General features: G+C 60.0%; 22 protein-coding genes and 1 riboswitch. Of the genes, 6 read left to right on the top strand and 16 right to left on the bottom strand.

What is annotated here, in order from left to right; all coding sequences use genetic code 11:
• Positions 1-110 precede the first annotated feature (110 nt).
• From uca to ACI5GA_RS10610, 6 genes are all read right to left on the bottom strand, one after another.
• The gene (uca, locus tag ACI5GA_RS10635) at positions 111-3740 is read right to left on the bottom strand and encodes an urea carboxylase (protein WP_421422745.1); all 3630 of its coding nucleotides are present in this window, start codon (positions 3738-3740) and stop codon (positions 111-113) included.
• 123 nt (positions 3741-3863) lie between these two features.
• Positions 3864-4487 carry an urea amidolyase associated protein UAAP2 gene (locus ACI5GA_RS10630; protein WP_404635995.1) on the bottom strand — a complete coding sequence of 208 codons (624 nt, stop codon included), beginning with the start codon at positions 4485-4487 and terminating at the stop codon, positions 3864-3866.
• An 11-nt stretch (positions 4488-4498) separates the two neighbouring features.
• Positions 4499-5224: an urea amidolyase associated protein UAAP1 gene (locus ACI5GA_RS10625; protein WP_421422744.1), complete on the bottom strand. Its 726-nt coding sequence runs from the start codon at positions 5222-5224 to the stop codon at positions 4499-4501.
• 11 nt (positions 5225-5235) lie between these two features.
• Positions 5236-6000 carry an ABC transporter ATP-binding protein gene (locus tag ACI5GA_RS10620; RefSeq protein WP_421422743.1) on the bottom strand — a complete coding sequence of 255 codons (765 nt, stop codon included), beginning with the start codon at positions 5998-6000 and terminating at the stop codon, positions 5236-5238.
• On the bottom strand, positions 5997-6812 hold the full coding sequence (locus ACI5GA_RS10615; protein WP_404636001.1) for an ABC transporter permease: 816 nt from the start codon (positions 6810-6812) through the stop codon (positions 5997-5999). The genes ACI5GA_RS10620 and ACI5GA_RS10615 overlap by 4 nt, the downstream gene beginning before the upstream one ends.
• Before the next feature lie 27 nt (positions 6813-6839).
• Positions 6840-7907, bottom strand: a complete 1068-nt coding sequence (locus ACI5GA_RS10610; RefSeq protein WP_404636003.1) for a putative urea ABC transporter substrate-binding protein — start codon at positions 7905-7907, stop codon at positions 6840-6842.
• Between the two features lie 61 nt (positions 7908-7968).
• Positions 7969-8073, bottom strand: a riboswitch (guanidine-I (ykkC/yxkD leader).
• A gap of 320 nt (positions 8074-8393) precedes the next feature.
• Between ACI5GA_RS10610 and ACI5GA_RS10605 the strand changes: the two genes are divergently transcribed.
• Positions 8394-8870, top strand: a complete 477-nt coding sequence (locus ACI5GA_RS10605; RefSeq protein ID WP_421422742.1) for a hypothetical protein — start codon at positions 8394-8396, stop codon at positions 8868-8870.
• A 75-nt stretch (positions 8871-8945) separates the two neighbouring features.
• Here ACI5GA_RS10605 and ACI5GA_RS10600 read toward each other — a convergent pair whose 3' ends face one another.
• Complete coding sequence (locus tag ACI5GA_RS10600) at positions 8946-10058, bottom strand: enoyl-CoA hydratase/isomerase family protein (protein ID WP_404636007.1); 1113 nt, start codon at positions 10056-10058, stop codon at positions 8946-8948.
• 169 nt (positions 10059-10227) lie between these two features.
• On the opposite strand from ACI5GA_RS10600, the gene ung reads away from it, so the two are divergent.
• On the top strand, positions 10228-10923 hold the full coding sequence (gene ung / locus ACI5GA_RS10595; protein WP_404636009.1) for a uracil-DNA glycosylase: 696 nt from the start codon (positions 10228-10230) through the stop codon (positions 10921-10923).
• 29 nt (positions 10924-10952) lie between these two features.
• Here the strand turns inward: ung and ACI5GA_RS10590 are convergent, their stop codons facing one another.
• The 6 genes from ACI5GA_RS10590 to ACI5GA_RS10565 form a co-directional block, all read right to left on the bottom strand.
• Positions 10953-11831, bottom strand: coding sequence for a hypothetical protein (locus tag ACI5GA_RS10590; protein ID WP_421422741.1), 879 nt, complete (start codon positions 11829-11831; stop codon positions 10953-10955).
• The gene (locus ACI5GA_RS10585; RefSeq protein WP_421422740.1) at positions 11828-13204 is read right to left on the bottom strand and encodes an AAA family ATPase; all 1377 of its coding nucleotides are present in this window, start codon (positions 13202-13204) and stop codon (positions 11828-11830) included. The genes ACI5GA_RS10590 and ACI5GA_RS10585 overlap by 4 nt, the downstream gene beginning before the upstream one ends.
• 71 nt (positions 13205-13275) lie before the next feature.
• A complete protein-coding gene (locus ACI5GA_RS10580) occupies positions 13276-14298 on the bottom strand; it encodes an AbrB family transcriptional regulator (RefSeq protein WP_421422739.1) in 1023 nt (340 codons plus the stop codon).
• On the bottom strand, positions 14291-15805 hold the full coding sequence (locus tag ACI5GA_RS10575; RefSeq protein WP_404636017.1) for a tripartite tricarboxylate transporter permease: 1515 nt from the start codon (positions 15803-15805) through the stop codon (positions 14291-14293). Before ACI5GA_RS10575 ends, ACI5GA_RS10580 begins: the two co-directional genes overlap by 8 nt.
• Before the next feature lies 1 nt (position 15806).
• Positions 15807-16265 (bottom strand): tripartite tricarboxylate transporter TctB family protein, encoded by a 459-nt coding sequence (locus tag ACI5GA_RS10570; RefSeq protein ID WP_404636019.1) that lies wholly within the window; start codon positions 16263-16265, stop codon positions 15807-15809.
• Between the two features lie 79 nt (positions 16266-16344).
• Positions 16345-17331, bottom strand: a complete 987-nt coding sequence (locus ACI5GA_RS10565) for a Bug family tripartite tricarboxylate transporter substrate binding protein (protein ID WP_404636261.1) — start codon at positions 17329-17331, stop codon at positions 16345-16347.
• Between the two features lie 463 nt (positions 17332-17794).
• On the opposite strand from ACI5GA_RS10565, the gene ACI5GA_RS10560 reads away from it, so the two are divergent.
• Both ACI5GA_RS10560 and ACI5GA_RS10555 read left to right on the top strand, forming a co-directional pair.
• Positions 17795-18466 (top strand): response regulator, encoded by a 672-nt coding sequence (locus ACI5GA_RS10560; protein WP_404636021.1) that lies wholly within the window; start codon positions 17795-17797, stop codon positions 18464-18466.
• Positions 18459-19871 (top strand): sensor histidine kinase, encoded by a 1413-nt coding sequence (locus ACI5GA_RS10555; protein ID WP_421422738.1) that lies wholly within the window; start codon positions 18459-18461, stop codon positions 19869-19871. The genes ACI5GA_RS10560 and ACI5GA_RS10555 overlap by 8 nt, the downstream gene beginning before the upstream one ends.
• 173 nt (positions 19872-20044) lie before the next feature.
• On the opposite strand, the gene ACI5GA_RS10550 is transcribed toward ACI5GA_RS10555, so the two are convergent.
• Together ACI5GA_RS10550 and ACI5GA_RS10545 are read right to left on the bottom strand one after the other, a co-directional pair.
• Entirely contained in the window at positions 20045-20866 is an 822-nt protein-coding gene (locus ACI5GA_RS10550) for an HDOD domain-containing protein (protein ID WP_404636025.1), read from the bottom strand.
• Between the two features lie 69 nt (positions 20867-20935).
• Positions 20936-21877 carry a YgfZ/GcvT domain-containing protein gene (locus tag ACI5GA_RS10545; RefSeq protein ID WP_404636027.1) on the bottom strand — a complete coding sequence of 314 codons (942 nt, stop codon included), beginning with the start codon at positions 21875-21877 and terminating at the stop codon, positions 20936-20938.
• A 166-nt stretch (positions 21878-22043) separates the two neighbouring features.
• Between ACI5GA_RS10545 and ACI5GA_RS10540 the strand changes: the two genes are divergently transcribed.
• Both ACI5GA_RS10540 and ACI5GA_RS10535 read left to right on the top strand, forming a co-directional pair.
• Complete coding sequence (locus ACI5GA_RS10540) at positions 22044-22298, top strand: succinate dehydrogenase assembly factor 2 (RefSeq protein WP_404636029.1); 255 nt, start codon at positions 22044-22046, stop codon at positions 22296-22298.
• Positions 22282-22743, top strand: coding sequence for a protein YgfX (locus ACI5GA_RS10535; RefSeq protein WP_404636031.1), 462 nt, complete (start codon positions 22282-22284; stop codon positions 22741-22743). The genes ACI5GA_RS10540 and ACI5GA_RS10535 overlap by 17 nt, the downstream gene beginning before the upstream one ends.
• Here ACI5GA_RS10535 and nadB read toward each other — a convergent pair.
• Positions 22712-24328, bottom strand: coding sequence for an L-aspartate oxidase (gene nadB / locus ACI5GA_RS10530; RefSeq protein ID WP_404636033.1), 1617 nt, complete (start codon positions 24326-24328; stop codon positions 22712-22714). The two genes, ACI5GA_RS10535 and nadB, sit on opposite strands and share 32 nt — an antisense overlap.
• Positions 24329-24405 lie beyond the last annotated feature (77 nt).

Below are 24405 nucleotides of genomic sequence, written 5' to 3'. Positions count from 1 at the left end.
TATCTCGCGTTCGAGCGTCCAAAGAGCCGTATCTATATACCGCCATTGACGATGCGATTTGTGTCTGGGTGTTGAAAGGGCGGCACCATGAGCGCCGCCCTCCGCAGGGCTCAGCTTTCGCTGGCCAGCACCACAACGCGTTGTCCGGCGCGCACGGCAGAACCGGGCTGAACACGGACTTCCCGAACCAGGCCCGCCACGGGGGCGATCACCGGGATCTCCATTTTCATCGACTCCAGAATCACCAGCGTTTCCCCCGCCTCGACGCGTTGTCCGACTTCGACCTGCACCTGCCAGAGATTACCGGCGATGTGGCTGTCGATACTGGTTTCACCTGGCTGCAAGGCCCCTTCTTCGGCCGCATCGGCAACGGTTTCGTCACTTTCGAAGGTGGCCTGACCGTTGGCGATCCAGCGTTCGCGCTCGGCGTTGAAGGCGCTTTGCTGTTGCGCGCGGAACGCCGCGATGCTATCGGCCTCCTTTGCCAGAAACCCTTGGTAGTTCGCCAGATTCAGCGTGCTCTGTTCGATGTGCAGCGGGTAGCGGCCCAACGGAAAGTCGCGACGGATCTTCAACAGTTCGTCGGCGCTGACCGGGTAGAAGCGAATCTGATCGAAGAACCGCAATAGCCACGGTTTGCCATCGAACGCTTCGACGGCGCGATAGCGGTTCCACATCTGCAATGTGCGGCCGACGAACTGATAACCGCCGGGGCCTTCCATGCCGTAGACGCACATGTAGGCGCCGCCGATGCCCACCGAGTTCTCGGCAGTCCACGTACGCGCCGGGTTGTATTTGGTGGTCACCAGACGATGGCGTGGATCGAGCGGCGTGGCCACTGGCGCGCCGAGGTACACGTCGCCCAGGCCCATCACCAGATAGCTGGCGTCGAACACCGTGCGTTGCACTTCGTCCAGATTCGGCAGGTCGTTGATGCGGCGGATGAACTCCAGATTGCTCGGGCACCATGGCGCATCCTTGCGCACGGTGGTCATGTATTTCTCGATGGCCAACTGACAGGCCGGGTCGTCCCAGGACAGCGGCAAATGCACGATGCGCGAGGGCACTTCCAGATTCTTGCTGGCGCACACCGCGTCCCATTCACCGGCGACGAGGGTCAGCAGATCGGCCAGCGGCAGTTGCTCTGGCTGGTAATGCACTTGCAGCGAACGGATGCCGGGGGTGAGATCGATCACGCCCTTGAGGGCTTTATTTTCCAGGGCCTGCATCAGCGCATGGCCACGGAAGCGCAGAACCAGATCGAGTTCCGGCGCGCCGATTTCCAGCAGCAGGTGGGTGTCGCCGGAGAGGCGGGCGACGAGGCGGGTGTTGTCGGTGCCGATGTCCAGCACAATCGGAGAAGCAACAGAGATCCCTTGTGGGAGCGAATTTATTCGCGAGAGGGACTGACTGGCGACCGAGGTTCCTGCATCACGAATGAATTCGCTCCGAGATGACATCAGTGCTCTTGCTGCCTCAACCGTCACGGGATGAAACCTGACTTTGTCCCCCGCCTTCAACTGCCCCAACTGCCAAAGATCCGCCTCGATAATCGTCACCGGGCACACGAACCCACCCAGGCTCGGCCCATCCGGCCCGAGGATCACCGGCATGTCGCCGGTAAAGTCCACCGCGCCAATCGCATAAGGGTTGTCGTGAATGTTCGAAGGGTGCAGCCCGGCCTCACCCCCATCGGCACGTACCCATTCCGGCTTCGGCCCGATCAGGCGCACGCCCGTGCGGCTGGAGTTGAAATGCACTTCCCAGTCGGTGGCGAAGAACGTCTCGATGTAGGCTTCGGTGAAATATTCCGGCGCGCCATGGGGGCCGTAAATCACCCGAATGTTGCGCACAGCGGGCAACTCGGCGAGCTGTTCAGCGGCCAATGACTGACCAGCGCTGCGCTCGGCCAGCGGCGCGACATGCAGCACATCACCCGCGCGCAAGGCACGACCGCCATGCCCGCCGAACTGACCTAAAGTGAAGGTACTTTTGCTGCCCAGATAATCCGGCACATCCAGCCCGCCACGCAGGCACAAATAGCTGCGTGCACCGGCCCCAGCGATGGTGCCCAAGGTCAGGGTCGAGCCTGCTTTGACCAGCAGCGATTGATTCATGGGCTGCGCTTGGCCATCGATATTCAGCGGAATCACAGCGCCCGTCACGGCCACCACGGCGTCAGTGTTGAAGCGCAAGGTCGGCCCGGTCATGGTGATTTCCAAGGCGGCGCAACCTTCCGGATTACCGAGCAACTGATTGCCCAGACGCAGCGAGCGACTGTCCATCGGCCCCGACGGCGGCACGCCAACGGCCCAATAGCCGAGGCGCCCCGGATAATCCTGCACGCTGGTCTGCGTGCCACCGCTCAACACTTCGAAGGTGTCAGCGTGATACACCAGCCCCTCAAGGCAACGGGTCCACGGCTGGCCGCTGGCGAACGGCGCATCGTTGATGATCTGCCGCAGGTAATCGCGATTGGTCTCAACGCCATACAAACGGCTCTCGCCCAACGCTTGCTCCAGCGCTTGCGCCGCAGAGGCTCGATCCGGCGCCCATGTGATCACCTTGGCAATCATCGGATCGAAGAACGGCGGAATCTCACAACCGGCCTCGACCCACGTGTCGATGCGCAGGCGTTTGCCATCGGCAGCAGGGAAGTTCACAGATGTCAGCAAGCCCGGACTCGGCTGGAAATCCCGCCCCGGATCTTCGGCATACAGGCGCGCCTGAATCGAATGGCCTTCAGGCTTCAAACCGGCGTACAGCTCGGCCAGCGGCGGAAGATCACCGGCGGCCAATTGCACCATCCAGCTCACCAGATCCACGCCCCAGACCTGCTCGGTCACGCCGTGCTCGACCTGCAGGCGGGTGTTCACTTCAAGGAAATAGAACCGCTGATCGTCACTGTCGAACACGAACTCCACGGTCCCGGCGCTGCGATAACTGACTGCTTTCGCCAGCTTGATCGCCGCTGCGCACAGCTCATCGGCCATGCCGTCAGGCAGGTTCGGCGCCGGGGTTTCTTCAAGGACTTTCTGGTTGCGGCGCTGCACCGAGCAGTCCCGCACGCCAAGGGCGATCACTTCGCCGCGACCATCGCCGAACACCTGCACTTCAAGGTGACGAGCGCGCTGAATGTACTTCTCGATGAACACGCCCGCGTCGCTGAAATTGTTCTGCCCCAAGCGCTTCACGGCTTCGAACGATTCACTCAGTTCGCTGGCGCTGCGGCACACGCGCATGCCGATGCCGCCGCCGCCCGCCGTGCTTTTCAGCATCACCGGGTAGCCGATGGATTCGGCTGCGCTCAAGGCGGCTTCGACGCTGTCCAGCAACTCGGTGCCTTCCAGCATTGGCACGCCGTGCTGTTTGGCCAGTGCGCGGGCCGTGTGCTTGAGGCCGAACACCCGCAGTTGCTCGGGTGTCGGGCCAACGAACGCAATGCCCGCGTCCTCGCATGCTTGAGCGAACGCGGCGTTTTCCGACAGAAAGCCGTAGCCCGGGTGGATCGCCTTGGCGCCGCTGGCTTGAGCGATGGCGAGGATCTTGTCCACCGCGAGATAAGTCCCCGCCGCGCCGCCTTCACCGAGGCTGTGGGCCTGATCCGCTTCGAGAATGTGCAGGCTGGCGGCATCGGCTTCGGAATAGACCGCCACGCCCTCGACATTCAAGGCTCGCAGGGTACGCAGGATGCGGCAGGCAATGGCGCCGCGGTTGGCGATCAGCAGTTTATCGAACATGGTTTTTACCCCAGGGATCGTATGCTTCGATCCCGCATCGGGTAGCGGGCCGTCCCGCTGTTGTACGCGTTGCGCGAAGGCCGTCCCTCGCGCCAAAACTTCAATTCAGGCAGCGCGAGGCGATTAATCCCACACCAGCAACTCTGCCGGCGTCGGGTTGTAGCCGTTGCACGGGTTGTTCAGTTGCGGACAGTTGGAGATCAGCACGATCACGTCCATTTCTGCGCGCAGTTCGACGTATTTTCCGGCACCGGAAATCCCGTCTTCAAAGGTCAGGCCGCCTTCGGCAGTCACCGGCACGTTCATGAAGAAGTTGATGTTCGGGCTGATGTCGCGTTTGCCCAGTCGACCGTCGTGGGCGCAGGCGCGCAGGTAGTTGTCGCGGCAACTGTGCATGTGGCGTTTTTCCAGTGCGTAACGCACGGTGTTGCTTTCCTGCGCGCAGGCGCCGCCCAACGTGTCGTGACGCCCGCAGGTGTCTTCGACGATGGTCAGCATCGGCTTGCCAAGGTTGGAATACAGGACGCTGCCTTTGCTCAGGTAGACGTTGTTCTGCTTGCGTAAGGTGCGTTGTACGTCATAACGCTCGCGTGGGTTGGCCAGGCTGTAGAACAGCGTGTCGACCGCCTGATTGCCTTCCAGATCCAGCAGGCGCAGGGTTTGCCCGGCCTTGAGTTCGGTCAGCGAAGGCTCGCCCGCAGGAATGTGGGTGATGGAAACAGGTGCTGTTGTGTGTACGGCGCTCATGGCAGGCCTCCTCAGGCGAACAGACGGTCGGTGTTGATGAAACCGCGCACGTTTTCTTCGCGGGACGTACGGCAGTGCTCGGCGACGCTGGCGTCGGCCTTCATCCAGCTCAGCTTGACCGGCTGTGGCGCGTACTCAGGGTTCGGGTCCATGGGGTGTTGCAGGGCCGTGAGCACCACCAGCGTGTCCATCGGCGCGTACAGCTCGATGTAATCACCGGCTTTCGAGTTGCCGGGCACAAAGGCCAGCGCACCGTGATCGTCGACGTTGACCCGGCTGAACAGGTTCAGGGTCATCAACAGGTCGGACAGACCCAGTCCCCATTTGCCCATTTCCACCAGCAGGTTGTCGGCGCCATTGCGGAAGAAGCCGTTTCGCAGTTCCTGATAACGACCCTGGCCGTATTTTTCTGTGACCTCTTCGGCACACAACACGCCGCCAATGCTGTCGCTCCAGCCACAGGTGTCGGCCGTGATTGCCGCCAGCACGCGGCCCATGTCCGAGTACAGGCAATGGCCGCTGGTGAGCTTGGCGGTGTGTTGGCATTTGAGGCTGTCGGGCAGGTTCAGACGCTCGGTTTTTTCATGAGCGTTGAACATCGTCAGGCTGACGTTGGCGTTGCCGTTCAGATCGGCCAGGCGCAGCAGTTCGCCGCGTTTGAGCACGAACGACAGGTGACCGCCACCGGGCAGCAGGTCTTCGGCGAACACCGGGAATACAGCAGTTGAATCAGTCATGTCGAAATCCTTCAAGCCGATTGCAGCGATTCAATAGCCGCGCGGGCGGCGCGACGATCGCTGTTCAGGGGAATGTCGTAAGTGATACGGGCGCCATAGGCACCGGGGGCGTGTGGGTCGTGGCGGACCTTGTCGAAGACCATCAGGCGCGTACCAAGGTTGAAGCCTTCGGACAGGTCGTGCGTGACCATGAACACCGTCAGTTGGGTTTCGCGCCACAGCTCCAGCAGCAGGGCGTGCATGTCTTTGCGGATGCCGGGATCGAGTGCGCCGAATGGCTCGTCCAGCAGCAACACGCGAGGCTTCATGATCAGCGCCTGTGCGATGGCCAGACGTTGTTGCATGCCGCCGGAAAGCTGCGTCGGGTACTTGTCCCGCGCGTGACCCAGACCGACCTTGTGCAGCAGCGCGGCCGCTTGCTCCCGCGCTTCACGCTTGGCTTTGCCGAACAGCCGACCGAACAACGCCGAGCGCGGCAGTTCAAGGCCCAGCGCGACGTTGTCCAGCACCGACAGGTGCGGGAACACCGAATAACGCTGAAACACCACGCCACGGCTGGCGTCCGGTTCTTTGGCCAGCGGCTGACCGTCGAGCAGGATCGTCCCCTTGCTCGGCGTTTCCTGGCCCAGCAAAAGGCGCAGAAAGGTCGACTTGCCGCAGCCCGATGCGCCGACCAGTGTGCAGAACTCGCCCTCGGCAATGCTCAGATTGAGGCCTTCCAGCACCACCTGATCGCCATACTGTTGCCAGACGTTATTGACCGAAATGAAGCTCATGGGCGCGCCCCTTCATACCAAGGGAATGCCTTGCGGGTCAGCGCTTTCAGGCCCCAGTCCATCAGCCAGGCGAGGAGGGTGATCCAGACCACGTAGGGCAGGATCATGTCCATCGCCAGATAACGGCGCACCAGGAAGATCCGGTAACCCAGACCGTCCGTGGACGCGATGGCCTCGGCGGCGATCAGAAACAACCACGCCGAACCCAGCACCAGCCGCAGCGAAATCAGCAGGCGTGGCAACAGTTGCGGCAGCGCCACGCGCAGAATCAGCGTCCAGGTCGAAGCCCCCAGTGTCTGCGCCTTGATCAGCAATTCGACCGGAATTTCCCGAGCACGTTGTTCCAGATCGCGGGCCAGCACCGGGGTGATGCCGATCACGATCAGCATCACCTTCGACAACTCGCCCAGCCCGAAGACGATGAACAGGATCGGCAGAATCGCCAGCGGCGGCACCATCGACAGCACAGTCAGCAAGGGCGACAGCGGCGCACCGAACAGCGGCAGCACACCCGACGCGATGCCCAGACACAGCCCCACCACAGCACTGATCGCCAGACCAATGGCCAGGCGTTGCAGGCTGGAGCCGGTGTCTTGCCAGAGCAGGTATTCGCCGGTGCGTTGATCGGGAATGATCGCCACACGTTTGATCGCGTCGATCATCTGCACGGCGCTGGGCAGCAGCTTGTCGTTGGGATTCTCCGTCAGCCGCGTGGCCGAGCCTGTGAAGTAGGCAAACAGCAACAGGGCGAACGGCAGGATCACCAGAATCAGGCGGCTGGCTCCATCCGGACGGCGGTTTATTAAGCGCATCTCAAATAACCTGTATGAAGCGGATGTTTACAACTTGCCGTCAGCAGCCATCTGCACGTAGCTCGGGTCGAAGTGCAGCTTGAGGTTGCCTTTGTCGCCTTCGGTCACGCCGCCCGCGAAGGTCATGCCCACGGCGCTGGAATCCTTGGCGCCCTCGCCGAGCAGGCCATGCTCAAAGGAGAAGTCCGCGACTTTGCGCATGGTGGTCGGCAGTTGTTTGCTGGTGGCGAAGTCCAGCGCTTCTTTAGGCGTGGCGAACAGCTTGGTGGTGTCCAGTTGCGACTGGAAACCGGCGAGGTCGGTGCCCGAGGCTTTGGCCATGTGCTCCAGTGCTTCCCTGGATTGGGCGTTCTTGGCGTTCATCAGCGCGACCACTTCGAACCAGGCGCCGGTCAGGGCTTTGCCCAAGGCTGGGTTGTCTTTGAGGGTCTGGGTGTTGACCACCATCATGTCCATGATTTCACCAGGGATCTTGCTGGAGTCGAACACCTCGGTGACGCCAGGCTTGGCCTTGATTTCCGAGAGCATGGGGTTCCAGGTGGTCACGGCCTTGACCTGATCGGTATTGAAAGCGGCGGCGATGTCGGCGTCGGAGGTGTTGACGACTTTCAGGTCTTTCTCGGTCAGGTCCACCGAGTCCAGCGCTCGGGCCAGCAGGTAGTGGGACACCGACAGCTCCACCAGATTGACGTCCATACCCTTGAGGTCGGCGACTTTCTTGCCTTCTCCCTTGAGCACGATGCCGTCGTTGCCGTTGGAGAAATCGCTGACCACCAGCGCAGTGCTTTCCACGCCGCCTGCGGCCGGAATGGTCAGGGCGTCCATGTTGGTCATGGTGCAGCCGTCGAACTGGCCAGCGGTGTACTGGTTGATCGATTCGACGTAGTCGTTGAGCTGAGTGACCTTGATGTTGATGCCGTACTTCTTGGCCCACTTGTCGACGATGCCTTGAGTGCCTGCGTATTCCCACGGCATCCAGCCGGCGTAAATGGTCCAGCAGACATCGAAGTCTTTTTTCGGGGCGGCGTTGGCTGAGAGGCTGAGGGCGGCGAAGAGACCTGCGGCGAGCAGGGCGGATAGACGGGACTTCTGCATTGATGAACCTCCAGTAGCGAAAAAGGGGCGGTCAGGAGCACGGCGACACCACTGGTGTCCTGTCTCCCGGGCTTTTATCCCGCCGTGTAACCTCTACTGGAGGTCGCCGACTCTCGGACCAGCCACCCGCTCGTTCAAGCGGGCCGGAACCCTAGTCGGCTATTGCAAATTGTGGTGCCGCGAACCTGAGTTGACTCCTGCACATTGCTTTCCAAAGCGAGAGGCGTGCCAAGTTGTTGCAAACCTTGTGGGCTGAGGGCTGCCGCGTAATCGCCGGTTTTTTCAGGCCATCAACGTGCACCGTTGCGGGGCGCCGTCCGGCAGTTGGGGTTTGGATCAGGGCACTCGGACGGGATTTTGCAGTCTGAAAAGGTGTTCTCGGCAGTTGTGAGAACGCCGACCAGCGCCGCTGGTTTGAGCTCTATCGCGGTCCAGGAGGCCGCCATGTATCGACGAAGCTTGCGTACCGTTTTGATGACTGTTTTGGTGACATCTACTCTTGCCGGGTGTTACGGAGGCTATTACGAATCAGAGAGCTACACGCAGCCGGTCTATAGCAGTGGCTACAGCAGCGGGTACGTGTATGACGGCTATCGCCCTTATGGGCCGACCGGCTACTACGGGGCATCGGTTTACTACTCATCGCCGCGTTATTACTCGGCGCCGCGCTACTATTCACCGCCCCGGTATTACGCGCCGCCCCCACGTTATTACGGCCCTGGACCCGGCTACGGCGGTCCACGTCCTGGCTATGGCGGCGGTCACTGGAACGGCGGCTCGGGTTACAGACCGCCACCTCCCGGTCCCGGTCCGAGACCTGGCGGTCCGGGGCCGGGCTGGAATGGCAACCACGGCGGTCCGGGCGGAGGCGGTCCTCCACCCGGAAGGCCGTCTGGCAATTTCCGTCAGGACGGTAATTTTGGCCGCGGCGGGCATGGCGGACCGGGTGGCGGCAATCGCTAAGGCAAACGACAGCGGCGCTCCTCGGAGCGCCGTTTTGTATGATCCTGCCGCAGTTCTTTGTAGGCGGGTGGCGGATCAATAAGCAGAAAGATCCGCCAGCGGATGCCGTCCCTCCCACGCCTTCTCAAAATGCGCATCCACTACTGCGAGGGGAATCTTCGCCACATCCTGCCAGTGCCAGCGGGGTGCGTGGTCCTTGTCGATCAGCCTCGCCCTGACCCCTTCATTGAAATCCGGATGGCGACAGCAATTAAGGCTCATGGTGTATTCCATCTGGAAGACTTCAGCGAGTGACAAATGCCGCGCCCGCTCGATCTGCTCCCACACCAGTCTGGCTGTCATCGGGCAGCCCTCAGTGAGAGTCTTGGCCGCTTTGGCGATCAAGGCGTCCTGCGCGTGCAACTGGTGTTTGAGCGCGTTCCAGGCACAGGGAATGTCGGCGACGTCCAGTAACTCGTCGATCAACTGACGACGCGGCAACCATTGCGCAGGAGGCAATTGCCCAATGGCCTCCTGTTGCAACGCTTTGAACAGGCTGTTGAGTTGCACCGCGGTCTGCTCTTGCCAGTTCAACTGCAGCAGCCGGTCGATCATTTCATCTTGCTGATCATCGAGCAGGAAGCGATCCGCCAAGTCCAGATCCAGTGCATCGCGACCGTTGATGTGCGAGCCGGTCAGGCCAAGGAACAGCCCCAACTTGCCGGGCAACCGAGACAGAAACCAACTGGCGCCGACGTCGGGGTAAAGGCCGATGTTAATTTCGGGCATCGCCAACCGACTGCTAGGCGTGACCACACGAATACTGGCGCCTTGCAGCAGCCCCATACCACCGCCCAGCACATAGCCGTGGCCCCAGCAAATCAGCGGTTTTGGATAGGTGTGCAGCTTGTAATCCAGCCGATATTCCGCTGCGAAAAATTGTGCCGCCAACGGTGGGGCTTTTCCGGGGGTATTGCGACCCGCTTCCACCAACGCCCGCACATCGCCCCCTGCGCAAAAGGCTTTTTCGCCGTTGCCTCGCAGCAAAACGCAGACGATCTGTGGATCGCTGGCCCAGGCATCCAGGCGATCCTGTAACGCCAGAATCATCGGCAGTGACAGCGCATTCAGTGATTTTTCCGCATCCAGTGTGGCGATGCCCAAGCGGGCGCCGTCGGCTCCGGTCAACTCTTCGAAGTGCAGATTCATCGTGACCTCGTGTGTGTGAGACAGGCATCCAACACGGCTGTGAGTCGAGCCGTTGCCGGGAAGTTGCAATCAGTCGATGCACTGGAGTGTAGGAAAGCCGGGGCGTGCTGCGCTGGAAATAATTGGCTTGACCCCCTAAAGTCCGCGCATTGTTTTTCCGGATATGACCATGACTGACGACGACCGCATCAAACTTGAGCCCAGTTGGAAACAGGCGCTTCGCGAGGAATTTGAAAAGCCCTACATGGGCGAGTTGCGCGAGTTTCTGCGCCAGGAACACGCGGCTGGCAAAGAGATTTATCCGCCGGGGCCGTTGATTTTCAACGCCATGAATTCGACGCCGCTGGACAACGTAAAAGTGGTCATCCTCGGCCAAGACCCGTATCACGGCCCCGGACAGGCTCACGGTTTGTGCTTCTCTGTCCAGCCGGGCGTGCCTGCGCCGCCATCGCTGGTCAACATCTATAAAGAGCTCAAGCGCGACCTGAACATCGACATCCCCAACCACGGCTACCTGCAATCGTGGGCCGATCAGGGTGTGCTGATGCTCAACACCACCCTGACCGTCGAGCGCGCCAACGCGGCTTCGCACGCGGGCAAGGGCTGGCAGCATTTCACCGACAGGATTATCGAGACCGTCAGCGCCCAACGACCACATCTGGTGTTCCTGCTATGGGGATCGCACGCGCAGAGCAAGAAAAAGCTGATTGATGCTTCGAAACACCTGATCCTCACCTCCGTGCACCCATCGCCGTTATCGGCCTATAAAGGCTTCTTGGGCTGTGGACACTTCGGAATGGCGAACAAGTTTTTGCAACAGAATGGCCTGACGCCGATTGAGTGGCGGTTGCCGATGAGTGTTTGACCTCTCTCGAGGCGGGGCGATTTTCGCCCCTATTCCGCCCGCTCCTTGAGCAGCGCCTCAGCAAGCAAGTTTTGGATCTGCTGCGCCTTCACGAAGTTTCTTGAAAAAAGTGTTCGAAAAGCACACAAGCATGCGCTGAACTCGTTTTCAGGGCTGCACAGCATATTGATCATGCTATTGGCGAATTCCTCCTGACCAGGTTGCTTGGCCAACATCAGGGCAGTCCAAAGTCCCAAAATCGCTTTTCCGCGCCTTGTTGTCAGATCTTGGTGATTGAGTTGAAAGAACTCGATGTTGGTGACCGCACGTTCATACTTTGAACCACTGTCATGCGCCGGGACGGCCAGCACTCCGTCGAAGCTGATGATGTCTTCCGGAGCATCAATATCAACCGATGAAATGGGGTAAAGCAGCAATTGAGACTCTGACTGCATGTTTACAGGGTGAGCACTCAGCAGGTCTCTTTTCCCTTTAATCGGGAAATAGTTGGATTTCAGCGTCGAGTTGCAACGTGTACAGGCGATTGCATAGTTAAGCGGATGGTAGGTAAGCCGAAAATAGCCGGTCTTGCTTGCTGCGCCTGTAACCCAGCTGGGTTTGAACAACTTCCACCGTTTGCTTTTGGGATTCGGCCAGACCTTAATACTACTTTTAGGGCGAAAATGTTCGACCTCATGCACTTTGCTCGCCAGCGATTTGCCTTGTAGCTTCGTTTCGCAATAAGCGCACTTCTCGTACTGCAAATCGATATAGACTTCTTTGATTTCCCCCCAGAAGTCGCTTCCCTCCAGGTAGTCTTTAGCATCGATAAATCGCTGCGTTTCCAATGCAGCGCGGGTTCGCCAGTCCGGCTTTATCTTGTCGATCAGCTTGATCAGTTCGCTTTCCGAGATCGGGTAGCGAATCATTTTGTCGGCCCCTTGGAGGACGCTTTTCGGGAGGCTGCGATCGTCTTATCGGCAGTCGCTGACGCTGGGGTATTTCGCGCGGTTCTTGAGGGGCTCCTGCGCTTCGCGACGGGAGTGATGCCTTGCGCGAGGATTTTCAGATAGGCAATCGAGGCATCGACATCGCCGGAAACTGCGCTGGCTGCCAAACCATTGAGTTCGATTGATGTTTCCTCGCTACGCGTACTGTCCAGACCAAAATAGGGTGACAGCAGGATCTGTTCGGAGCTTTTGCCGTGAACCTTTTCGGGCAGGCGTTTGATGATGGTTGCATGGTCTTGCTGATCCAGCACGAACAGATTTTCTGAAGTCAACGATCCCACCACCAGAGGGCTGTGGGTGGTGAAGATAAACTGGATGTTGGGCAGTGCGGCGGCAAGTGTAGGGACGACGGTACGTTGCCACTCGGGGTGCAGGTGAAGATCAACTTCATCCACCATCACGATACCGCGTGTTTGCCGCAATTTCTGCCCTGATGCAACGCCTTGGCAGATGTGAAAGAGCATGTCACCAATCCAGCCGATGTACGCTTTGAATCCATCGGAAAGCGCGCGGAATGGAAGGGTGGTTTCATTCATTTCAAATAGGTGTTCACGGCCTTGCTGCGTTTGGCTGGCCAAGTCTTGAATCCGACACGATGGTGGCAGCAGGTCGTTAATGAGGTGGATGACTTGTTTATACCGTCCTGGATTTTCCTCAGCAAAGGCAGGCAGCCAATAGGAAAGCGGCATCAGTGACAAATGATCTTCGAACAAACCTGCAACGCGCTCATATCGACGCAGTCGTGATTTCTGTCGCGCACTTTCATCGACCCGGCTTGAGGCTTCAACCCTTCGTGTCGCGCCATAGCCGACGATAAAAAAGGCCGGACTTTGCTCGTCAAACTGCATATGTTCTGCTGAATCGTTTGCTTCTGATGGCGATATCGACCACTTGAGCTGTTCGATGGTGTTGAGCAGGCGCACATCGGTGGTCATCGAGAAACGATCTGGCATCGACCAGGATGAGTTTTTTTTGCTCTTCTCGCCTGGGGTGGCTATCAAGTCGGCAGTGACGGAGGTGGCGCCAGTTTTTTGCAGATTGATTTTCCCGTTGCGCCTGGCGGGCTGTTTACGAACCAGGCCGTCAGGTACGTAGCCGGAGGAGCCGCTGAGCAGCGGCCCCAAGATCGCAAGGGCCACAGCACGCAGGACCGTTGTCTTTCCAAGACCATTATCACCGAGCAATACGTTCACATTCGGAAACTGCAAGCCTTTGCTGTCCGGCAGATTGAACTCAATGTCAGTCTTTTTGAACGATCGCAGGTTTTCGATCTGAAGTTTCTGAATGTGCATGCGTCACCTCTGGCGTAGGCATCGATGGTAGCAAACTCTTTCGACACCAGCATGGCGGCCTTGGGGCAGATCTACCTGTTCCAATACCTGAACAACGGCTCCGCCAAAAACAACACGAACAACAGCCGCATCACCTGCATCGCCGTCACCAGCGGCACCGACAACTGCAACACCTCCGCTGTCAGGCTCATTTCGGCAATTCCGCCCGGCATCATTCCCAGCGTCAGCGAACGAAGATCCAGATGCGTCGCCGCGCTAAGGATCCACGCGCACAGCGCCGCGATGCTCATGGTCAGCGCCGTGCCAATCAGCGTGCGCCCCATGAATGACGGCGCGCGCCGGAAGAACGCCCGGTTGAAGTGACAGCCCAGACCACTGCCGATCAGCCATTGGCCGATCTGGCTGCCGCCGTTGGGCAAGCCGGTGTGCAGATCGAAACTGACGCTGACGATCGCGCTCACCAGCAACGGCCCGAACAACCACGGGTTGGGTTGCTTCAAGCGCTGCCAGCCCCAGGCGACCAGCGCCCCAAGCGGAAACAGCAGCGCCAGCCACGACCAGTCCACCACGGTCGCGTGAGCGGGTGGGCTGCCATTGCCCATCAGGTATTTGAAGATCGCCGGAACACACAACACCACCGCCAGCACCCGCAGGCTCTGGCCCGCTGCGACGTTGCTGAGAATTGCGCCATTGCGAGCGCCGAGGTTGACCATCTCCCCCGAGCCGCCGGGCATGCTGGAAAAGAACGCTGTGGCCCGGTCTTCGCCAGTGCGCAGCATCAACCACACACCGACCACGCTGGATACGCTGGTGACCAGTGCGCCGATGAAGATCAGGCCGAAATGCGAGGCGACTTGTTCGATGACGACAGGGGTGAAATGCAGGCCGATGCCAATCCCGACGACCCATTGGCCGCATTTGCGGCCGCCGGGGATTTCAGCAAGCTGCCACGGGGTGAGGCAGCGTACCAGGATGATCGCCAGCAACGAGCCGACCATCCAGGGCAAAGGCCAGCCGACCTGGCTGGCGAGGTAACCTCCCAGCAGGCCGACCAGCGGTGTGCCCCACCACGTCTTGAAGGGCCGATCAGACATTGGCCATTGCGCGACGCTGAACACTGCGTTTGCGCCAGATGCGCAGCAATGGCAGCACCAGCATGAACAGGGTCACGACCCACACGCCGAGGGTGATCGGGCTGGACCACAGGATGTCCATCGAACCATTGGAGATCGACAGCGCGCGACGCAGGTTCTGCTCCATCAAACCGCCGAGGATGAAGCCCAGCAGAATCGGCGAGAGCGGGAAATCCAGCTTGCGCAGGATGTACCCGAAGATGCCGATGCCGACCATCAGGAACAGGTCGAAGGTGGTCGCGTGCACGGCGTAGACGCCGATCCCGGTGATGATCGCGATCACCGGCACCAACGCCCAGTTCGGCACGGCCAGGATGCGGGTGAAGACGCGGATCATCGGGATATTCAGGATCACCAGCATGATGTTGGCGATGAACAGCGAGGCAATCAGGCCCCAGACGATGTCCGGTTGCTGTTGGAACAGCAGCGGGCCAGGGGTGATGTTGTACAGCGACAGTGCGCCGATCATCACTGCGGTGGTGCCCGAGCCCGGAACACCCAGCGTCAGCATCGGCACCAGCGCGCCGCAGGCGGTTGCGCCAATCGCGGTTTCAGGCGCTGCCAGACCGCGCATGTCGCCCTGTCCGAATTTGCCGCTCGCGCCTGCGATGCGTTTCTCGGTCATGTAGGTCACGGCGCTGGCCAGGGTCGCGCCTGCACCCGGCAACACACCCATGATGAAGCCCATGAGGCCGCAGCGAATATTGACGATGAAAACCGAACTGGCTTCCTTGAAGTTGAACAGCATGCGCCCGGTGGCCTTGACCGCTTCCTGGCCGCGATGGGTCTTCTCCAGCAACAGCAGGATTTCGCTGATCGAGAACAGGCCCAGCACCAGCACCACGAACTGAATGCCGTCGGCCAAATGGATGTTGTCGCCGGTAAAACGATACACGCCGCTGTTGGCGTCGATGCCGATGCTCGACAGGAACAGACCGATCAATGCTGCAATGAACGTCTTCAGTGGTCGGTCACCGGCCATGCCGCCGAGGCAGACAATGGCGAACACCATCAACACGAAATACTCCGCCGGTCCGAAGGCAATCGCCCATTTGGCCAGCAACGGGGCGAACATCACCATGCCGCAGGTGGCGATGAGTGCACCGATGAATGAACTCCACGCCGACAGCGACAAAGCGACACCGGCCAGACCCTGACGAGCCATCGGGTAGCCGTCCAGTGCGGTCATCACCGTGGAGGCCTCACCCGGAATGTTGAGCAGGATCGAGCTGATGCGCCCGCCGTACTCGCAGCCCAGGTAAACAGCGGCCAACAGAATCAACGCCGACTCCGGCGGCAGGCCCAGGGCGAAGGCAATCGGGATCAACAGCGCCACGCCATTGATCGGGCCCAGGCCCGGCAGCAGGCCGACGATGGTGCCGATCAGGGTGCCGGAAAGGGCAGTGACCAGGTTGTACGGGGTCAATGCGACGCCGAAGCCTTGGCCGAGATAACCAAGCGTATCCATATCAGTTCTCCAGAACGTCGAGCAGGCCGAGGGGCAGGGGCACATCCATCACTTTGTCGAAGAGCACGTACAGCAAAATGCTCATCAACGTGGTGATGACGATGCTCGGCAGCCAGCGACCGCCGTACAGCCGCGCCATGGGAATGCCGATCAGGATGCTGCTGAGCACGAAGCCCAGCGGCTCGAACAACCCGGCGAACACCAGCAACAGCGCAGTGCAGGTGCTGATTTTGATCAGGGTCGGACGGTCCAGCGGCGGCTCGTCTTCGGAATGCTTGATCGGGGTCGGACGAAACAGCATGTACAACAGCGAAATGCCCATCAGCGCCAGCATCAGCAGCGGAAACGCGCGCGGGCCAACGGGTTCATAGGAAAACGGGGCCTGATAAGGCCAGGCCATCAGGGCCAGGCCGATACAGGCCAACAGCAGCACGAAGGCGAACAGTCGTTGCAAGACCATGGAAAACTCCCGGGTCGCGCCACCGCGCAGGCGGCGCAACCTCTTAGTCAGTCAAAAGAGAACCAGCCGAGGGGTTCAATTACTGAATCAGGCCGAATTCCTTGGCCAGCGTCTTGTATTGGGCGACTTGTTGCTTCACGTAGGTGTCCAGCTCCGGACCGGTCATGGCGAACGGGAACAACTCACGCTGGTCGCGCAGCTTGGCGAAGTCGTCCGAGGCCAGCAGCTTGTCGAACGAGGCTTTCCACCAGTTGTATTCCTCGTCGGTCACTTTCGGGCCAAGGTAGAAGCCACGCACCACTGGCCAGACGATGTCATAGCCTTGTTCTTTGGCGGTGGGAATGTTCTTCATTTCCGGCTCGTCCAGACGCTGCTCGGAGAACACCGCGAGCAGGCGCATGTCGCCGCTGAGGATGTGCGGCATGGAGTCGGAGATGTCGGTGGAGCCCACCTGAATGTGGCCGCCGAGCAGGGCCGTGGCGATTTCGCCGCCGCCTTCCAGCGCCACATAACGCAGGTCGCGTGGGTTGATGCCTGCGGCTTTGGCGATCAGCGCGGTCTGCATCCAGTCCTGACTGCCGACGGTGCCGCCGGAGCCGATGACCACTTTGCTCGGGTCGGCTTTCAGCGCTTTGACCAGATCGTCGAGGGATTTGTAAGGCGAATCGGCTTTGACTGCGATGGCGCCGTAGCTGGTGCCGACGGCAGCGAGCCAGCGCACCGCGTTTTCATCGAAACGACCGAACTTGCCTTGCGCCAGATTCAGCAGCGAACCGCTGGACCAGGCTACCAACGTACCCGCGTCCGCAGGGCGCTGGGCGACGACCGCGTTGTAGGCCACGGCACCCACGCCGCCTGGCATGTAGGTCACACGCATCGGTTTGGTCAGAATTTTCTCGTTGACCAGTGCGCTTTGCGCCAGCTTGCAGGTCAGGTCAAAACCACCGCCGGGCGAGGCGGGGGCGATGCATTCAGGACGGTTAGGCTCGGCGGCCCACAATTGAGTGGCCACCAGCATGCAACTGGCAGCGACGCTGAAACGGCGCAACGATAGGTTCATGGTCAGTCTCCGACGGAGTTGTTGTTTTTAAGGCGTTCGGTTGTCGATCAGGCAGAGGTTCAGCAGCGTGAAAAGCCTGCCGGGATCAAGAACGGGGACGTGACGATGCACTGCGCTACAACGTGGCGAAGTGTACTCAAAACAGAATGGGATTCAGACGGCGCGGTGGCCGAAGATTGCAGTGATTGCATCACCGATGACTCCGATATTGTTTTTATTGTTGAAAACGCATCGAGGCGTTTTTCGTCACGACCCTGACGTCACGTTGGCTGTAAAACGCGCAACCGTAACGAGTCGTAAACGGATCCTAATCAGCGAAGCTTTCATCAACCTTTCAACTACCTTTCATGAAGCTTTCGTTGGCAGGGTTTTGTTGTTCACTGGCCGCTTTCGGCGTATTTCGGGCCTTCACAGACCGCCTTGCGCCTGTAAACTCCGCCCCACAAAAAGCCTCAATCGGGAGAAACCGATGCGTGTCCTGCTCGTCGAAGACCATCTGCAACTGGCTGAAAGTGTCGCGCTGGCCCTCAAGGGGAGCGGCCTGACCGTGGACGTTCTGCACGATGGCGTGGCGGCTGATCTGGCCTTGAGCAGCGAAGAGTACGCTGTGGCGATTCTTGATGTCGGCCTGCCGCGCATGGACGGTTTCGAGGTGCTGGCCAAACTGCGCGCACGGGGCAAAAACACCCCGGTGTTGATGCTTACGGCCCGTAGCGACGTGAAGGATCGGGTGCATGGCCTGAACTTGGGGGCCGACGATTATTTGGCCAAACCCTTTGAGTTGTCGGAGCTGGAGGCGCGGGTGAAAGCGTTGCTGCGTCGCAGCGTGCTGGGGGGCGAACGCCAGCAGCGTTGCGGTGTGCTGGCCTACGATCTGGACACGCGACGCTTCACATTGGGTGATGAGGCCATGACTTTGACTTCCCGCGAGCAGTCGGTGCTCGAAGCGTTGATCGCACGTCCGGGCCGGGTGATGAGCAAAGAGCAACTGGCCTCGCAGGTGTTCGGGTTGGACGAAGAGGCCAGTGCAGACGCCATCGAAATCTATGTGCACCGCCTGCGCAAGAAGCTCGACGGTCATCCCATCGCGATCGTGACGTTTCGTGGCTTGGGCTACCTGCTGGAAAGTCGCGATGCTTAACCCGTTCCCCTCAGCGGAAAACAGCCTGCGCTGGCGCCTGCTGTGGAACCTGGGGTTATTGCTGGTAATGCTGATGATCGCCAGCGGCATGAGTGCGTACTGGAATGGGCGAGAAGCGGCGGATACGGCTTACGACCGCACCCTGCTGGCCTCGGCGCGGACCATCGCTGCGGGGCTGTCCGAGCGGGACGGAACACTGAGCGCCGATGTGCCCTACGTTGCCCTCGACACCTTCGCCTACGACAGTGCCGGGCGGATTTACTACCAAGTCAACGACATCAACCACAAGCTGATTTCCGGCTACGAGGGCATTCCGCCGCCGCCTCCGGGCACGCCGCGCACCGACGATTATCCAGCACTGGCCAAGTTCTACAGCGCCCGCTATCAGGGCCAGGATGTGCGGGTGGTCAGTCTGCTCAAGGCGGTCAGCGAGCCGAACATGAACGGCATCGCTGAAATTCGTGTGGCGGAAACCGAAGAACAGCGAGTCAACATGGCCCGTGGTCTGATGGCCGACACACTGCTGCGCCTGGGTATGCTCGGCAGTGGCGCGTTGTTGCTGGTGTGGTTCACGGTCAGTGCGGCGTTGCGCCCGCTGGATCGCCTGCGCACGGCCGTGGAAGAGCGCCAGCCCGACGATTTGCGTTCTCTGCCCATGGTGCAGGTGCAGCACGAATTGCGCCCGTTGGTGAGTTCGCTCAACCACTTCACCGAACGGCTTCGCATGCAGTTCGAGCGTCAGGCCCAGTTCATCGCCGATGCGGCCCACGAACTTCGTACCCCACTGGCTGCACTCAAGGCGCGGCTCGAACTGGGTTTGCGCGACCAGGACCCGCTCATGTGGCGCGCCACCCTGGAAAGTGCGGCAACGGGCACTGACAAACTGACCCATCTGGCCAATCAGTTGCTTTCTCTGGCGCGCATCGAAAACGGTGCGAGGGCGATTGCCGAGGGCGGCGCGCAGTTGCTGGATCTCAGCCAGTTGGCGCGGGAGCTGGGGATGGCCATGGCGCCGTTGGCCTACAAGCGAGGCGTCGCACTGGCCCTTGAAGCGGAGGAACCCGTGTGGGTGAAAGGCGAGCCGACATTGCTCAACGAACTGTTGAGCAATCTGGTCGATAACGCACTGGCCCATACGCCGCCCGGAGGCAATGTGGTACTGCGGGTTCATTCGCCCTGCGTGCTGGAAGTCGAGGACGATGGCCCCGGCATCCCGCTGCATGAGCGCGACCGGGTGTTCGAGCGCTTTTACCGGCGTAATCAGCAGAGTTCGGGGTCAGGATTGGGGCTGGCCATTGTTGGGGAAATCTGCCGTGCGCATCTGGCGCAGATCACCCTGCACGATGGGGCTGAGCGTGGGTTGAAGGTGCGCGTAACGTTTCCTGGATGTGAGGGCGCGTCGTAGTAAGAGGATTGTCATGTGCAAGAGCATTTGCGGTTGAATGCGACTTTTGTGGGAGCCGGCTTGCTGGCGAAGGCGGTGTGTCAGGCGACAACGCTATGACTGACCCAGCGCTTTCGCCACCAAGGCGGCTCCCACACATGACATACGGCGGACAACTATCACTAGAACGCGATTCAATAAAGCAGCGTCATCGCCTCATTCATCTGACCAATCAACTCGCCATCGGCCATGTTCAGCCCCAATTGCCTGACCGCAGTCATTGCCATCACCTCAAGATTGGCGTAAGGCCTGCCTGTCGCTTCGTGCACATGAACGGTCGCGACCTGCACCAGATCCACATAATCAGCCTGTTCGGAAACCCGGCCGAAGTTCTGGAATTGCCTCGGCACGATGGCCAGCGCTTCCGGGAAGTCCCAAGATCGCAGCAACCGTTCACCGATGATGGGATGAATACGCTCGATCACATGATTGAGGCTGATCGGATCGGCCAGCAGTTCGAAGTTATCCTCGGCGTAGGTCAGGATCGGCAATACGCCAATCAGATGAATCAGGCCTGCCAAGGTCGCCTTGTCGGCCTTCAGATGAGCGCGCCGCAAGCTCAACAGGCTCGCCACCCCTGCCACTTGCAGGCTCAGTTTCCAGATGTCGCGCATCTTGGCTTCGATGACGTTCGATTTGGCGTGAAACATTTGCTCCACCACCAGGCCGATCGCCAGGTTGCAGCTGTAATTGACGCCCAGACGACGCACCGCCGTCAGTACGTCGCTGACTTCGAAGTTGGGCCGCAACAAGGGGCTGTTCACCACTTTGATCAAGCGAGCGGACAACGCGGTATCACTGCCGATGACCTTGCTCAATTCGGCGATGGTGATCTCCGAGTCTTCCGCCGCCAGACGGATTCTCATTGCCACTTCAGGCAGCGTCGGCAGAAACAGGGCGTCCTTCTCGATCGCCCTGATCAGATCCTTCTGCACCTTGTCAGCCATGCTACTCATATAGGGTCTCTGAAAAGTGCGTTCCAGCCACCCCGACGCCGCGCGACGACGCCGGGTGGACAGCGACGGTTAACGCTGTGTTTCAAGCTTGGCGTCCAACGTGTAAGGCAATTCGCTCAGTTGCAACGCCGGGCCGTCCGGCGCGCCGAGGTGGATGTTGCCGTCTTCTACCGCATCTGCCTGCAATACTGCCAGCAGTTCGATGTTCGAACCGGCACTCGCGGCCAGCACCACATTGCCGACCGAGCTGGCATGTACCGGCGAGAACAGTTCGACACCCGGCTCCGGTACGTCGTTGCCTTGCAGTGAAAGGCGATACTGACGACGCTTGAGTTTGCCCAGATACTGCATGCGCGCGACGATTTCCTGACCGGTGTAGCAGCCTTTTCTGAAGCTGACGCCGCCAACGGCCTGCAAGTTGATCATCTGCGGAATGAATTCTTCGCGGGTTTGCGCGAACACCTGGCCGATACCGGCGCGAATCTGCCCCAGCAACCAGTCGTTCAACGAGCCTTCTGGCACAACGGCAGCCAGACGTGAGTTGATCTCGTCAGCCTGATCGGCGCGCACCCAGAGTTCGGCGCGGGCAGGGGAGACACGGATGGCGATCAGATCCTGAGTTCGTGCGACCGCGTCGGTGTCGGCGGGCAATTCCAGGCCCAGGCTCGTCAGCGCGGCGTCCGCATGATTCAGACCAAAGCGCGCCCAGGAGGCACTTTCGTCCGTCAGCTTGGATTTGGAGAACACGGCGTACTTTCTCAAGTCCAGCAATTGCAGATCGATCAGCTCGCTGGCCATCGCCAGTACAACGCCATCACCTTCCAGCAGGATACGGAAACTGGACTGCATGCGGCCTTTTTGCGTGCAACGGGCGCCGAGCGTGGCTTTGGCGTCGCTCAGGTAGTCCATGTTGCAGGTCAGTTGGCCTTGAAGAAACTTGCTGGCATCCACGCCGCGAACGGCTAGCACACCTTCGTGAGAGAGCGGGCAGAAAAAAGCTGAATCGGCCATGAGTCATCGCAGGGGTAGAAGTCTGAGGCGCCATGATAGTGCTCAGAGGGTGTAATGGGTATATCCGAATCCTGATAATGACTATGTGCAAAAACCTGCGACTAACTGTGGGTACGCCGAACAGCGCTGCGCCTGTATACTCGCCCGCAAATTCGAGGAGCCCTCCATGGTCGAACAAATTGAACTCAATCGCCTGTTCTGGCACAGCCGACGCGGCATGCTTGAACTGGACGTCCTGCTGGTGCCGTTCGTCCAGGAAGTCTATCCGTCGCTCAACGACGTCGACCGCGCGCTCTATGTCCGCCTGTTGACCTGTGAAGATCAGGACATGTTCGGGTGGTTCATGGAGCGCACCGAGTCCGAAGACCCCGAGTTGCAGCGCATGGTTCGCATGATTCTGGACCGTGTCCAGCCGAAATGACCGTTTCGAATGCCGTTGGCAGCGTTCCCGTGCGTTGCTGATGGCGTACCTCGGCGCGCAAACGCTGGCGCTGTTCTCGGTTTCCCTGCTTGAAATCCCGTTCTGGGCCAGGGTGGTCGGTGTATTGCTGTGTCTGCTGCATGGCCTGCGCGTCTGGCCGACGCTGAGCAACAGCGATATTGGATTTACCGCTTTGCGTCGTGACAGCGCTGGTTGGCATCTCTGGAACGAGCGTGACGGCTGGCAACCGGTACAACTGCGGCCTGACAGCATCGCCTTGCCGAACCTGATCCTGCTCCGGTTTCGCTTGATGGGCGGCCATTGGTTGTCGCGGTATTGGGTCAGGAGCGTCTGCATTCCTGGCGACGCAATGGCGCCGGACAATCACCGGCGCCTGCGTCTGCGGCTGAAATTCAGTCGCCGAAGGTGGGCGGCACCAGAATAGTGTCTACGGCTTCGGGCAGCATGTCCGGGTAGTCCAGCGTGTAATGCAGGCCCCGGCTTTCCTTGCGCGCCATGGCCGAGGCAATCATCAACTCGGCGACTTGCGCCAGATTGCGCAGCTCGATCAGGTCGCGGCTCACCTTGTAGTTGCTGTAAAACTCATCGATTTCATCCAGCAGCAATTGCACGCGGTGTTGCGCGCGCTGCAAACGCTTGGTCGTGCGCACGATCCCGACGTAGTCCCACATGAATCGCCGCAGTTCGTCCCAGTTATGCGCGATGATCACGTCTTCGTCTGAATCGGTCACTTGGCTGGCATCCCAGAACGGCAGGTTTTGCGGCTGAGTGATCGTGGGCAGTTGCGCGATAATGTCGGCCGCCGCCGAACGGGCGTACACGAAGCATTCCAGCAACGAGTTGCTGGCCATGCGGTTGGCGCCATGCAAGCCGGTGAAACTGGTTTCGCCAATCGCATACAAGCCTGGTACATCGGTGCGACCGTGCTGATCGACAACGACCCCGCCACAGGTGTAATGCGCCGCCGGTACGACTGGAATCGATTGGCGGGTAATGTCGATCCCAAATTCCAGGCAGCGCTCGTAAACGGTCGGAAAATGCGTTTTGACGAAGTCTTCGGGTTTGTGGCTGATGTCCAGATAAACGCAATCGACGCCCAGTCGTTTCATTTCATGGTCGATGGCGCGGGCCACGATGTCGCGGGGGGCCAGCTCGGCGCGCTCGTCGAAGCGCTGCATGAAGCGCTCGCCGTTGGGCAGCTTCAGATAGGCGCCTTCGCCGCGCAGCGCTTCGGTGACCAGAAAACTCTTGGCCTGCGGATGGTAGAGGCACGTGGGGTGAAACTGGTTGAATTCCAGGTTGCCGACCCGGCAGCCCGAACGCCAGGCCATGGCGATACCGTCGCCGCAGGCACCGTCCGGATTGCTGGTATAAAGGTAGACCTTGGCGGCACCGCCCGACGCCAGAATCGTGAAGCGCGCGCTGTGGGTGTCGACCTCGCCGGTCGAACGGTCCAGCACGTAGGCGCCGAGGCAGCGGGCGCCGTCCCGACCCAGTCGACGCTCGGTGATCAGGTCGACGGCCACACGCTGTTCCAGCAGTTCAATGTTGGGCCGGGCTTTGGCAGCCGCCAGCAGGGTGCGGAAAATCGCAGCACCCGTTGCATCAGCCGCGTGAATGATGCGGCGGTGACTGTGCCCACCCTCGCGAGTGAGGTGAAATTCAAACCCGCCGTCGACCACTGCCGATTGATCGTCGCGAGTGAAGGGTACGCCCATGTCGATCAGCCATTGAATGGCCTCGCGGCTGTGCTCGACCGTGAATCTCACCGCGTCTTCATTACACAAACCGCCCCCGGCATTGAGAGTGTCTTCGACGTGGGACTGCACGGTGTCTGCATTATCCAATACCGCTGCCACGCCCCCCTGTGCCCAGAAGGTCGAGCCGTTGGCCAGGTCGCCTTTGCTCAAGACGGCAACGCGCAAATGATCGGGCAGGGTCAAGGCAAGGCTCAATCCGGCCGCGCCACTGCCAATTACCAAAACGTCGTGCTGAAAATGTCGACTCATTGTGATTTCCGGCTTCTAAATGGCCACTAGTATGTAAAGGGTGAGAACGGCACAATGGCTGGGATTTTATGGCAATT

This window comes from Pseudomonas sp. Pseu.R1 (assembly GCF_045764065.1).
Classification (GTDB): Bacteria; Pseudomonadota; Gammaproteobacteria; order Pseudomonadales; family Pseudomonadaceae; genus Aquipseudomonas.
Note: the sequence above shows the minus strand (reverse complement) of the source record. Positions and strands in the feature narration are given on the sequence as shown.